Source organism: Paenibacillus gyeongsangnamensis (genome assembly GCF_027533625.1).
Classification (GTDB): domain Bacteria; phylum Bacillota; class Bacilli; order Paenibacillales; family NBRC-103111; genus Paenibacillus_G; species Paenibacillus_G gyeongsangnamensis.
In genome coordinates, this window is record NZ_JAQAGZ010000001.1 from 502,999 (window position 1) to 515,599 (window position 12,601).

Sequence of the window (12,601 nt, forward strand, 5' to 3'; positions counted from 1 at the left end):
CTGCTCGGTTTCCTTCGTAATCATAGGGTATTCCTCCTTTTATTCCTTCAGGATTGGGCGATATCTTGGGCTTTGACCGGCGAAGCCAGCGTAATCCACTCGTCCCGGTGGATCACCTCAATCCGGTACACCTCGATGCGTTTCTGTACTTCCTCGGTGCTGAGACCCGCTACGGCTTGCAGCTGCCAAGCGGCGTAGTTCGTTACGCCCCGGCCGATTGTTTGCTGCGACGGATTGACGACCTCGATCACGTCGCCGGGATGAAATTCGCCGACGACTTCCTTCACCCCGGCCGGCAGGAGGCTCTTTCCTCCGCTGACCAGCGCATGCTCGGCGCCTTCATCCACCGTTACGCGGCCCTGGGGCAGCGAGTGGAAGCCGAGCCATTGCTTCTTCATCGTCAGATTGTGGGCGCGGGTATCGAAGTACGTGCCTTTGCCGATGCCTTCCAGCGCGGCCAGCGCATCCCCGGGCTCGTTCACCCGGCCGACGAACACCGGCACGCCTCCCCGCATGGCGATCCGCGCCGCTTCGATCTTGGAGCGCATGCCGCCGGTTCCGACCATGGAGCCGGAGCCTCCCGCAATGCGGTAAATTTCCTCGTCGATCTCATAGACCCGGTCGATGCGCCGGGCGTCCGCATTTTTGCGCGGGTCCTCCGTATAGAGCCCGTCCGTATCGGTGATAATGATGAGCTTCTCAGCACGCAGCAGGTTCGCAACGAGCGCCGACAGCGTATCGTTATCGCCGAACTTGAGCTCGTCGACGGCGACCGTGTCATTCTCGTTGATAATCGGGACCATTCCCCGGCGCAGCAGTTCTTCGATGGTCATCTGCGCATTCGTGATGCGCTTCCGGTTGGAGAAATCCGAGCGCGTGAGCAGAATTTGTCCTACGCCGATGCCGTGCGATGCAAACGCTTCATGGTAAGCTTGCATGAGCAGCGCCTGCCCGACGGAAGCGGAAGCCTGCTTCTCGTGCAGATGCTTGGGGCGGACGGCGAAGCCCATGGCGCGGAACCCGGCAGCAACCGCCCCCGAGGTGACGAGCAGGACCGGATGGCCCTGCTCCCGCAGCTTCGCCAGCTCCGCGGCGAAGAAGCCGATTTTGTCGCGATTCAGTCCGCCTTCATCGGAGGTTAGCGAGCTGCTGCCGATTTTGACGACTACGGTTTGCTGCATGTCCTTTCACTTCTTTCTGCCCGAGAATTCGTACAACAGGAGGCCAGGATAAACGTCTACGCCGTCCTTGTCTTACAAGGACCAGCGCGTTTATCAAGGTTGATGCGAAGCTATAAGCCCGCGAAAAACTTATAAATTCTTATCAACATAAAAAACGAAAAAGGCCCCGTCCTCTAAGGACGAAAGCCTTCTAACTTCCGCGGTACCACCTTAATTGATGAGATTTATCCTCATCCTTCTTGCTCCCCAATAACGGCAGGGGGCCGTCCAGCTCCTCGCTGGCCGTTCCGGGGTGGGTTCGGGAAGGCGTCACGGTAAATTCTTGCAGCCTGCGGAATTTACTCTCTGAGCGTGCTTGCGTCTTTCCTACTGTTCCCATCAATACGTTTGCTTTCCTACAAGCATAGCATGCAGGTCTTCGTTTGTAAAGGTGCGGCGGCCTTCCGTTCCAAACCGCCTGCACCGTGCAAATGCGGTTTTTCCCGCTGCGTTTGGCCTGATTCAGCAGAGACCTCAGCCGAGTGGAGCAGCCTCTCTAAGTCATCTCCGGGACGGTGTTCGCAGAGCCCGATGCTGACGGTGGGCGCAAGGCCCTCCGGCTCCTCATGATGCATAAACGAGCTGCGCAGGCAGAGCTGCTCCATCAGCCGGACGGCGCATCCTATGTTTAGAACAGCCCCAGCTTGGCGACCCGGTCTACCGCCTCCTGAAGCCGCGATTCCGAGGTCAATAAGCCGAGCCTGACGTAGCCTTCGCCGTTCTCCCCGAATCCGACACCCGGAGCAACGACGATCTTGGCCTGTTCCAGCAGCAGATCGGACAGCGATTCCGAAGTATAGCCCTTCGGCACCGGCAGCCAGGTGAAGAACGAGCCACGGGAGCGGCCCGCATGCCAGCCGATCCGGTCAAGCGCCCCGTACAGCGCCTCGCGCCGGCTTGCGTATACGCCGACAAGCTCGTTCACGCAGTCCTGGGGACCCGTCAGAGCCGTCGCCGCAGCGACCTGGATGCCGCCGAACAGGCTGCAGTAGTAGTGGTCCTGGATCAGGTTGATCAACCTGATGATTTCCGCGTTCCCGATTGCGAAGCCGACGCGCCATCCGGCCATGTTGTACGTCTTGGAGAGCGTATAGAACTCTACGCCGACCTCCTTGGCTCCCGGCAGCTGAAGAAAGCTGATCGGGCGCTGTCCCTCGAAGCCGATGGCCCCGTAAGCGAAATCGCTGGCCACGACGATATTGTGCTTCGCGGCGAAGGCGATGGTTTCTTCGTAGAAGGAGGCCGGAGCGGTGGCTCCTGTAGGGTTGTTCGGATAGTTGATAAACATCAGCTTGGCGCGGTTCACGTCGTCCTGCGAGAGACTGCCGTAGTCCGGCAGGAAGGCGTTGGACTCGCGAAGCGGCATGAAAGCCATCCGGGCCCCCGAGAGCGCGACGCCGGACCAGTAGTCCGGGTAACCGGGGTCGGGAACGAGGCAGACGTCGCCCGGATTCAGGAGGCATTGGGCGATTTCGACGAGCCCGGTTTTGCCGCCGAACAAGATGGCCACTTCCTTCTCCGGATCGAGGTCGACGCCGTAATCTTCCTTATAGCGGTGAGCGACCGCTTCCTTCAGAAACAGATAGCCGTTAAACGGCGGATATCGGTGGTACTGCGGATTTTCCGCGGCCTCCTGCAGCGCTTTGACGATATGCGGCGGGGTAGGACGGTCGGGGTTGCCTTGACCGAGGTTAATGACATCGTGGCCCGCCGCGATTTGCTGGTTCGCCTTGGCGACGAGCTTGGCGAAAAATTGGGTCGGCAATCCCGTCATCCGGGCGGCCGGCTCGATGGAAAACGAAGAGACGGCGTGTTGCAATGGATTGGACATGTATGATTCACTCCGTTACGCGTGTGATAGGATAACAGCCGGACGAAGCCGAGAGTTAGCATAAATTTATCACGAATGGAAGCCGTGTACAACGAGGTTTGAGGAGAGGTTTCTAATATGGAGATAAAAAGACTAGCGCACTTGTAAAATGGTGGTATATTAAAGTTATAAGTTTTACTATGTAAAAATATATTTCATTCAATGAAACAAAAACGAAAATTAATTCATCATTTTAGAAAGAAGGGATCCGTCATGCCCATTTCCTTTCATGATGATAAAAATAAATACTCTTATACCGGTCGCCATGCGGACGCGGATTGGCTTAAGCTTGTCGGCCCGAGGCTTCCCGGGCTGAAGCATGCGGCAGACGTCGGCTGCGGAGGCGGCGTCTACAGCGCGGCGTTTGCGGAGCTCAGAGCAGAAGCGGTTCGGGGCGTCGATTTCTCCAAGGCGATGCTGGACTGAGCCAGGGAACACTGCGCCGTCTATCCGCAAATCGCGTTTCAGCAGGGCACAGCCCAAGCGACCGGACTTCCCGGAGATTGGGCGGACGCCGTGCTCGAGCGGGCGCTGATCCATCATTTGCCGGAGTCGGAGCTGGAAGTCGTATTCCGGGAATCCCGCCGCATATTGAAGCCGGGGGGCGTTCTGATCGTGCAGGACCGGACGCCCGAGGACTGCGTGCTACCTGGAAGCCGGGAGCATCTGCGGGGCTGCTGTTTCGAAGTATTCCCGCGCCTGATTCCGCTGGAGACGGGCCGCAGACATTCCGCATCGGCCGTCCTCCAGGCGCTCGAGAAGGCGGGCTTCGGCCAGGTCGAAGAGGTGAAACTGTGGGAGACCAGAAAGCGTTACGCCGGTTGGAGCGAATTCCGGACGGAGCTGCTGGGGAGGGCGGGGCGGTCGATTTTGCATGAATTGAGCGATGAGGAGCTGGTGCGGCTGGCGAAAGAGATCGAGCTGCGCTATGCCTTCCAGGAGAAGGAAGAGATTGCCGAGAAGGACCGCTGGACCGTCTGGTTTGCCAAGGTCCGTTGAACTTGCGGGCCGGTTGCACTATGATAAGAAGATATGAACACGGGTGACTTATTACCGTGAGATAGGCATGGGAAGGGGAAGGGCTATGACCCAGAAACAATGGAAGCTCGCGCTGCTGCAAATGGACGTGTCCATCGGCGAGCCGGAGCGCAATTTTGCCCGGCTGGAGGAGCTGCTGGAGGAAGCGGTGAGCCATGAAGAGAAGCCGGATGTGATCGTGTTTCCCGAGATGTGGAACACCGGCTATGCGCTGGATCGGATTCATGAGCTGGCGGACCGGGAAGGCGAGCGCACGGAGCGGCTGCTCTCGGGCTTCAGCCGGAAGCATGGCGTGAATGTGATCGGCGGGTCGGTGGCCGATAAGCGCGGAGACGACGTTTATAATACGATTTATGCGTTCGACCGCAGCGGAAGCCGAACGGCGGACTATTCCAAGATTCATCTATTCCGGCTGATGGATGAGGAGAAATATTTGCAGAGCGGAGACCGGGTCGGGGCGCTGGAGCTGGACGGGATACAGGCCGGCATGATGATCTGCTACGATATCCGGTTCCCGGAGCTGTCCCGAAAGCTGGCGCTCGGCGGCTCGCAGGTGCTGTTCGTTCCGGCGGAATGGCCGAATCCGCGGCTCCACCACTGGCGTACGCTGCTGATGGCGCGCGCGATCGAGAATCAGATGTACGTCGTCGCCTGCAACCGCGTCGGCGTCAGCGGGACGACCGAATTTTTCGGCCATTCGATGGTGATCGATCCGTGGGGTGAAGTGCTCGCGGAGGGCGACGGGACCGAACGGATCGTCCGCGCGTCCATCGACCTGGAGTTAGTGGAACAGGTTCGCAGCAAAATTCCGGTATTCGAGGACCGGAGACCGGCATTGTATTGAATAAGGGAAGGGCCGGCCTCTTAATGGGAGGACCGGTCCTTTTTCATAACTTCGCGGAACGTGGCCATGAAGGCATCTACGGCTTTGGACAAATATCGGCCCTTGCGGTAGGCAACCACCAGCGTGCGGGTCGGCGTGCCCGCCAGAGGCAGGTATGCCGGGGCAAGCTCGCTCCAACGGCCCCTCGACACCATGTCCGGAACGAAGGCAATGCCCATGCCGGCGGCGACCAGCGATTGGACGGTCTCGATGTTGCTGCTCTCGAATACGATATTCGGCTCGAAGCCGGCATGCTCGCACAGCTCGAGCGTAATTTGCCGAAAGCCCTGGCCTTTCTTCAAGGCGATAAACGGCTCGTCCTGCAGCAGGGCGATTTCGACGGGCTTCAGCTTGGCCCGTTCCTGATTCCCGGCATTCAGCGGATGCTGAGGCGGGACGGCGAGCACGATTTCTTCCTCGATCACCGGCTCGTATGTCAGCGCATCGTCCATGAGCGGCAGAGAAAGCAGGGAAATATCGGCTTGTCCGCTTGCCGTGAGCTGCTCGAGATTTGCCGTCGTATCCTCGACGAGGTGGACGTCGATCTCGGGGTATCTTTCCTGGAAAGCCGGCAGCACCAAGGGCAGCACGTGGGCGCCTGTAATCGGCAAGCTGCCGACGACAAGCTTGCCCCTCCTCATCTGGGAAATATCCTCCATCTCCTGCTTCAGCTGCTCGACCATGTCGAGAATCTTCTGAGCCTTCTCAACGAACAGCGAGCCGGCATAGGTCACTTCGACAGAGTTGGTGGTCCGCTGGAAGAGCAGGACGCCGAGCTCCTTTTCCAGCTTGGACAGCTGCTGGCTGAGGGACGGCTGGGCGATATGCAGCTTTTCGGCGGCGCGGGAGAAATTTTTGTGGGTGGCGATTTGCAGGGCGTATTGCAGCTGGCGAAGCTCCATGGCGGCGATCTCCTTTGTACAGGGAATTGGGCAGTTCTTATAATGATTGCCTATCAATCTTATAGATATTATATCTTGGAACAATGAAGTTGAACATGGTACTATGAATTCATCATTAATGAATACCGATTACCGTACTTATAACGATTGAGGTGGAACTCATGGCAAAAACAATGTTCGAGAAAATTTGGAACAATCACGTCATTCATTCCGAAGAGGGCAAGCCGAGCATCATTTACATCGACCTGCAGCTCGTGCACGAGGTAACCTCTCCGCAGGCATTCGAAGGCCTCCGCATGACAGGCCGCAAGGTGCGCCGTCCGGACCTTACGTTCGCAACGATGGACCACAACGTGCCGACGAAAGACCGTTTCAATATTACGGATCCGATTTCCAAGCAGCAGATCGACACCCTCTCCAAAAACTGCGCCGACTTCGGCGTAACCCTGTTCGACCTGGACAGCATCGACCAAGGCGTCGTGCACGTTATGGGTCCTGAGCTCGGCCTGACGCATCCGGGCAAAACGATCGTGTGCGGCGACAGCCACACGTCCACGCACGGCGCGTTCGGTGCACTTGCCTTCGGGATCGGAACGAGCGAAGTCGAGCACGTGCTCGCCACCCAGTGCCTGCAGCAATCGAAGCCGAAGACGCTGGAAGTGCGCATCAACGGCAAGCTGAATCCGGGCGTAACGGCGAAGGACTTGATCCTCGGCGTCATCGCGAAATACGGTACGGACTTCGCTACGGGCTACGTTATCGAATATACGGGCGAAGCGATCCGCGGCCTGTCCATGGAAGAGCGTATGACCGTCTGCAACATGTCCATCGAAGCGGGCGCAAGAGCGGGCCTGATCGCACCGGACGAAACGACCTTCAATTACCTGCGCGGCCGTGAATATGTACCGCAAGGCGCAGACTTCGACGCTGCGGTTGCTCAGTGGAAGCAGCTGACCACCGATGAAGGCGCCGTATATGACCGCGTCGTCGATTTCGACGCCGATAGCCTCATTCCGCAAGTGACCTGGGGAACGAGCCCGGGCATGGGAACGAACGTCACGGCAACCGTGCCTAACCCGGCCGATTTCGCAACCGAGAACGAGCGCAAAGCGGCGGAGAAGGCTCTCGAGTATATGGATCTGAAGCCGGGCACGCCAATGACGGAAGTGGCCGTGGACTATGTCTTCATCGGCTCCTGTACGAACGGCCGGATCGAAGACCTGCGCGCCGCAGCGGCGGTGGCTCAAGGCTATCAAGTATCCCCGAACGTTACGGCAATCGTCGTACCGGGCTCCGGCCGCGTGAAAATTCAAGCGGAAAAAGAAGGCCTCGACAAAATCTTCACCGAAGCCGGCTTCGAATGGCGCGACGCGGGCTGCAGCATGTGCCTCGCGATGAACCCTGACGTGCTTCAGCCGGGCCAGCGCTGCGCATCGACGTCCAACCGGAACTTCGAAGGCCGTCAAGGCCGCGGCGGACGTACACACCTGGTGTCTCCTGCCATGGCGGCAGCGGCAGCGATCGAAGGCCGTTTCACTGATGTACGCGGCTGGAACTTCAAAGTAAAACAAGAAGCTTAATAACATAACCAAATCTTAAAGCGAGGGTTAACGATATGGAAGCATTCAAACAGCATACCGGTTTGGTGGGACCGGTCGACCGCGTCAACGTAGACACGGACGCCATCATCCCTAAACAATTCTTGAAGCGCATCGAGCGCTCCGGCTTCGGCCAATTCCTGTTCTACGAATGGCGCTTCGACCAGCAGGGCAACGTCATTCCGGAATTCAGCTTGAACCTGCCGCGCTACCAAGGCGCATCAGTTCTGATCTCCCGCGCCAACTTCGGCTGCGGCTCCTCCCGCGAGCACGCGCCTTGGGCGATTCAGGACTTCGGCTTCAAGGTCGTGATCGCGCCGTCGTTCGCCGACATTTTCTACAATAACTGCTTCAAGAACGGCATCCTGCCGATCAAGCTGAGCGAAGAGCAAGTGGAAGAGCTGTTCCAGCGCACCGCTGCGAACGAAGGCTACCAGCTCAACGTCGATCTTGAAAACAAGACGATTAACGACGGCCAAGGCCTCAGCATCGCCTTCGATCTAGATGAGCACCGCCGCCAGTTCCTGCTGCAAGGTCTTGACGATATCGGCCTGACGCTGCAGCATGAAGACAAGATCACTGCGTACGAAGCGGCTCATCAGTCCCGTGTGGCTTACAAATAAGCGTATCCGAAGTCCGTTCGCTTCCTTTACCCGGGAGCGGCGGGCTTTTTCATTTGTTGATAAGAATTTATAAGTTTTTCGCAAATTATAGCTTCGCATCAACCTTGGTAAACGCGCTGGTCCTTGTAAGACAAGGACGGCGCAGCCGTTTCTCCTGGTTCCGGGGTCCGTCCAAAATTCCTCAAATCGTCAGGAGTTTGTTGCATGGCTGTGATTTCCGTCCCATCATTTGCTTCGCCGATTGTGTATAATAAGCACTGGAAGGTATAGGAAAGGGTGAGGCAGGATGCTGTTCAACAAAGTGGGAGTCGTCGGCGGCGGTACGATGGGTCAGGGCATCGCGGAAATGCTGGCAGGTAAAGGTCTCGATGTCCTACTCATCGAACGGACGCCGGATAAGCTGGAGGCCGCCTGGCATCAAATCGAGGTCAGTCTGGACAAGCAGCTGGAAAAGTGGGCGATTACGCCCGTAGAGAAAAAAATCATTTTATCCAAAATCAGCAAGGTGACGGAGCTGAGCTCTTTAGCCGATTGCGATATGGTTATCGAATCGATCAGCGAAGAACTGGATGCGAAGAAGGAGCTGTTCCGCAGACTGGATGTCATCTGCCCGGAGCATGTCGTGCTCGCAAGCAATACGTCCACGCTGAGCTTGACCGAGATTGCGGCGGAGACGACACAGCCGGAGCGGGTCATCGGACTTCATTTTCTATATCCGGTATCGAAAATCCATTTAGTAGAAATTATAAGAGGGCTGAAAACGAGCGAATCCACCTTCACGCTGACCAAGAAGTTCGTGGAGGAAACAATTCAAAAGCGGGGCATTCAAGTCTATGAATCGCCTGGCTTCGTGACCACGCGGCTGATCTGCGTGCTGATCAACGAGGCGCTTCACGTGCTCTCCGAGCGGGTGGCAAGCGAAGAGGATATCGATAACGCGATGCGGATCGGGTACGATTTTCATTACGGGCCGCTGGAGATGGCCGACCGGTTCGGGCTTGACTCGGTGCTTGTGGCCATGGAGCGCATGTTCCGCGAGTTCGGGGATCTGAAATACAGGCCCGCCGTGCTGCTGAAGCAAATGGTGCGTGCAGGACACCTCGGAACGAAGACGGGACATGGCTTTTTCCGCTATGATAAGGATGGTGACCGGCTGTGAACATACTCGTAATTAACGCAGGGAGCTCCTCGCTGAAATTTCAATTGTACGATATGACGGACGAATCGGTGCTGGCAAAGGGCAAGGTGGAGCGGATCGGAATGGAGTCCGCCATTCTTTCCTACGAGCCGGCGGGGAAGCCGGAGGTGAGGGAGGTCCGTGAAATTCTGGAGCATACGACGGCAATCCGCAAGGTGCTCGATATTCTGGTGCACAAGGAATTCGGGGTTTTGAAATCGGCCTCCGAAATCCAAGCGGTCGGGCACCGCGTCGTACACGGGGGCGAATCGTTCTCCAGCTCCGTGCTGATTGGCGACGAGGTGAAGCGGGAGATCCGGCGGCTCTTCGATCTGGCTCCTCTGCATAATCCGGCGCATATGCTCGGGATTCAGGCGGTGGAGGCGAACATGCCGGACATTCCCCAGGCGGTCGTATTCGATACGGCGTTTCATCAGACGATGCCGCCTTTTGCCTACCTTTATCCGATCCCGATGGTGCTGTATAAGAAGCATAAAATTCGCCGTTACGGCTTCCACGGCACATCCCATGCCTACGTGAGCGAGCGGGCGGCTGCTTTTCTGGGGAAGCCGCTGAAGGAGCTTAAGCTGGTGACCTGCCATATCGGCAACGGGGCGAGCTGCGCTGCAGTGATGGAAGGCCGCTCGGTGGATACGAGCATGGGGCTTACGCCGCTCGAAGGGCTCATGATGGGTACGCGCAGCGGAGACATCGATCCGGCGATCGTGCCGTTTGCGATGAGCAAAGAGGATCTGACGCTGGCCGAGGTCAATTCGATGCTCAACAAGCATAGCGGACTCCTTGCGATTTCGGGCCTCAGCAGCGACATGCGCGAGATAACCGAGGCGCGCGAGGCGGGGGACCGGAATGCGGCGCTCGCTTTTGACATGTACGAATACCGGCTGCGCAAATTCATCGGTTCGTATGCGGCTGCGATGAACGGCATCGACGCCATCGTTTTTACGGCGGGCGTGGGCGAGAACTCGGCGGCGCTGCGTGCGGCGGTTTGCCGCAACCTGAGCTTCCTCGGCGTGAAGCTGGACGATGCCGCGAATGAAGCGAGATCCTCGGAGGAACGGGCCATTACGACGCCGGATTCGCCGGTGGCCTCGTTGGTCATCCCGACGAATGAGGAGCTTGTGATCGCGCGGGATACGCACCAGTTGATTTTAAACAGGGATCATGTAGTATAATGATAGAGCGCGGTTAATAGCGAACGTATGTTCACCACATCCATTTGAAGGAGGTTTTCGGTTAATGACCCGTAATCTTTGCATGATCCGCGAGGCGGATCGACATATAGAGCAAACCGTCACGATCGGCTGCTGGCTTCATCACATCCGTTCCAGCGGGAAGATCCGTTTCCTGCAGCTGCGGGACGGATCCGGTTTTATTCAAGGCGTCGTGGTGAAGAGCGAAGTCAGCGAGCAGGTGTGGGAGGATACCGGGAAGCTGACGCACGAAAGCTCGCTGTATGTCACAGGCATCGTCCGCGAGGATACGCGCAGCAAAGGCGGCTTCGAGCTGACGGTGACCGGCGTCGAGATTATTCAAATATCGAGCGAATACCCGATTACTCCGAAAGAGCACGGCGTCGACTTCCTGATGGACCACCGTCATTTGTGGATCCGGTCGCCGCGGCAGCGGGCGATTCTCGTCATCCGGGCGCAAATTATTCGGGCGATCCAGCAGTTTTTCGACGAGCGGGGCTTCCAGCTGGTGGATCCGCCGATCTTGACGCCATCCTCCTGCGAAGGAACGACGAATTTGTTCCATACGAAATATTTTGACGAGGACGCCTTCCTGACACAAAGCGGTCAGCTGTATATGGAAGCGGCGGCGATGGCGCTCGGCCGGGTGTATTCGTTCGGACCGACGTTCCGCGCGGAGAAGTCGAAGACGCGGCGCCACCTGATCGAATTCTGGATGATCGAGCCGGAGATGGCGTTCGTGACGCACGAGCAGAACTTGGAGATCCAGGAGCAGTTCGTTTCTTTCGTGGTGCAGTCCGTGCTGCAGCACTGCCGGAAGGAGCTGGAGACGCTGGAGCGCGATATCAGCAAGCTGGAAAAAATTCAGGCGCCTTTCCCGCGGATTACGTATGACGATGCGGTGAAATTCCTGAAAGCGGAGGGCCACGAGTTCGAGTGGGGCGAGGATTTCGGCGCGCCGCATGAGACAGCAATCGCTCAAAATTACGAGACGCCGGTATTCATTACCCATTATCCGACGGAAATCAAGGCGTTCTACATGAAGCCGGACCCGAACCGGCCGGAGGTCGTGCTGTGCGCGGATATGATCGCGCCGGAGGGCTACGGGGAAATCATCGGCGGCAGCCAGCGGATCGACGATCCGGAGCTGATGGAGGAACGCTTCAACCAGCATGAACTGTCTTGACCTGCGCCGATACGGCTCCGTGCCGCATTCGGGCTTCGGACTTGGTCTCGAGCGGACGGTCGCTTGGATTTGCGGTCTGGATCATGTGCGCGAGACGATTCCGTTCCCGCGGCTCTTGTACCGCTTGTATCCGTAATGAGGGAAGAAACGAGGGGCTTGCATGCGACGTAACGTTTCGACTGACGAACTGTCGTCCGTGCTGCTCACGGGCTGGCAGGACGGGCACGTGGATGTGCCGTACTGGCTGCTGCGCTATTATACCCGGGTCGGCATGAATGAATTGGATGTGATGCTGGCGCTGCATGTGATGGCATACCAGCAGAAGGAGTGCAAGGATTTCCCTACGCTGGAGGAGCTCCAGCAGCGTATGTCGGTGAATCAGGAGCGAATCATCGCCGTGCTCCAGAAGCTGCTGAAGGCGGGGCTGGTCGCGATCGACGAGCACGACGATCCGGCGACGGGCGTTCACGGCGAGAAGTACAACTGGAAACCGCTGATGGACCGGCTCGCGGCGTGCCGCCTGGAGGAGCTGCGGCTGGAACGCGAGAGCGAGGAGCTGAACCGGAAGTCCGGGGAAGCGCAGCGCCGTGACATCTTTACGATCTTCGAAAAAGAGTTCGGCCGTCCCCTCACGCCCATGGAGCTCGAATCGATCTCCGGCTGGCTCGACAAGGACGGCTACGCGGAGGAGCTGATTCTTGCCGGCTTGAAGGAAGCGGTCTTCGCCGGCAAGGTGCACTTCCGTTATATCGACCGGATTCTGCTCGAGTGGCAGCGGAACCGGGTTCAGACGGTGGAACAGGCGAAGGAGCATTCGCAGCGGTTCCGCTCGATGCGCTGACAATAATAGAAGCCCGGCTGTCCCCTGGAAGGGGATGGTCGGGCTTTTTGCG

General features: G+C 57.9%; 11 protein-coding genes, 2 pseudogenes and 1 other annotated feature. Of the genes and pseudogenes, 9 read left to right on the forward strand and 4 right to left on the reverse strand.

Annotated elements, in window-relative coordinates:
• Positions 1-47 precede the first annotated feature (47 nt).
• From proB to O9H85_RS02235, 3 genes are all read right to left on the reverse strand, one after another.
• A complete protein-coding gene (gene proB, locus O9H85_RS02225) occupies positions 48-1,181 on the reverse strand; it encodes a glutamate 5-kinase (RefSeq protein ID WP_269879636.1) in 1,134 nt (377 codons plus the stop codon).
• A gap of 172 nt (positions 1,182-1,353) precedes the next feature.
• Positions 1,354-1,572: a binding site (T-box leader), on the reverse strand.
• Positions 1,573-1,576: 4 nt separating this feature from the next.
• On the reverse strand, positions 1,577-1,825 hold the full coding sequence (locus O9H85_RS02230) for a hypothetical protein (RefSeq protein ID WP_269879637.1): 249 nt from the start codon (positions 1,823-1,825) through the stop codon (positions 1,577-1,579).
• A gap of 23 nt (positions 1,826-1,848) precedes the next feature.
• Positions 1,849-3,051, reverse strand: coding sequence for a pyridoxal phosphate-dependent aminotransferase (locus O9H85_RS02235; protein ID WP_269879638.1), 1,203 nt, complete (start codon positions 3,049-3,051; stop codon positions 1,849-1,851).
• A 252-nt stretch (positions 3,052-3,303) separates the two neighbouring features.
• Here O9H85_RS02235 and O9H85_RS02240 point away from each other — a divergent pair, with 252 nt between their 5' ends.
• The 3 genes and pseudogenes from O9H85_RS02240 to O9H85_RS02250 all read left to right on the forward strand — a co-directional run bounded on the left by O9H85_RS02240 (position 3,304) and on the right by O9H85_RS02250 (position 4,972).
• Complete coding sequence (locus O9H85_RS02240) at positions 3,304-3,516, forward strand: class I SAM-dependent methyltransferase (RefSeq protein ID WP_269879639.1); 213 nt, start codon at positions 3,304-3,306, stop codon at positions 3,514-3,516.
• Between the two features lie 12 nt (positions 3,517-3,528).
• Positions 3,529-4,089: pseudogene (locus O9H85_RS02245) on the forward strand (methyltransferase domain-containing protein); the annotation flags it as partial.
• Between the two features lie 85 nt (positions 4,090-4,174).
• Entirely contained in the window at positions 4,175-4,972 is a 798-nt protein-coding gene (locus O9H85_RS02250) for a carbon-nitrogen family hydrolase (RefSeq protein ID WP_269879641.1), read from the forward strand.
• 20 nt (positions 4,973-4,992) lie between these two features.
• On the opposite strand, the gene O9H85_RS02255 is transcribed toward O9H85_RS02250, so the two are convergent.
• Positions 4,993-5,913 (reverse strand): LysR family transcriptional regulator, encoded by a 921-nt coding sequence (locus O9H85_RS02255; protein WP_269879642.1) that lies wholly within the window; start codon positions 5,911-5,913, stop codon positions 4,993-4,995.
• A gap of 161 nt (positions 5,914-6,074) precedes the next feature.
• On the opposite strand from O9H85_RS02255, the gene leuC reads away from it, so the two are divergent.
• The 6 genes and pseudogenes from leuC (at position 6,075) to O9H85_RS02285 (ending at position 12,549) form a co-directional block, all read left to right on the forward strand.
• Positions 6,075-7,493 carry a 3-isopropylmalate dehydratase large subunit gene (leuC, locus tag O9H85_RS02260; protein ID WP_269879643.1) on the forward strand — a complete coding sequence of 473 codons (1,419 nt, stop codon included), beginning with the start codon at positions 6,075-6,077 and terminating at the stop codon, positions 7,491-7,493.
• Positions 7,494-7,528: 35 nt separating this feature from the next.
• The gene (leuD, locus tag O9H85_RS02265) at positions 7,529-8,134 is read left to right on the forward strand and encodes a 3-isopropylmalate dehydratase small subunit (RefSeq protein ID WP_269879644.1); all 606 of its coding nucleotides are present in this window, start codon (positions 7,529-7,531) and stop codon (positions 8,132-8,134) included.
• 286 nt (positions 8,135-8,420) lie between these two features.
• On the forward strand, positions 8,421-9,293 hold the full coding sequence (locus O9H85_RS02270; protein WP_269879645.1) for a 3-hydroxyacyl-CoA dehydrogenase family protein: 873 nt from the start codon (positions 8,421-8,423) through the stop codon (positions 9,291-9,293).
• Positions 9,290-10,504 (forward strand): acetate/propionate family kinase, encoded by a 1,215-nt coding sequence (locus tag O9H85_RS02275; protein WP_269879646.1) that lies wholly within the window; start codon positions 9,290-9,292, stop codon positions 10,502-10,504. The genes O9H85_RS02270 and O9H85_RS02275 overlap by 4 nt, the downstream gene beginning before the upstream one ends.
• Before the next feature lie 64 nt (positions 10,505-10,568).
• A pseudogene (asnS, locus tag O9H85_RS02280) lies at positions 10,569-11,844 on the forward strand (asparagine--tRNA ligase).
• Between the two features lie 24 nt (positions 11,845-11,868).
• Complete coding sequence (locus O9H85_RS02285; RefSeq protein ID WP_269879647.1) at positions 11,869-12,549, forward strand: DnaD domain-containing protein; 681 nt, start codon at positions 11,869-11,871, stop codon at positions 12,547-12,549.
• Positions 12,550-12,601 lie beyond the last annotated feature (52 nt).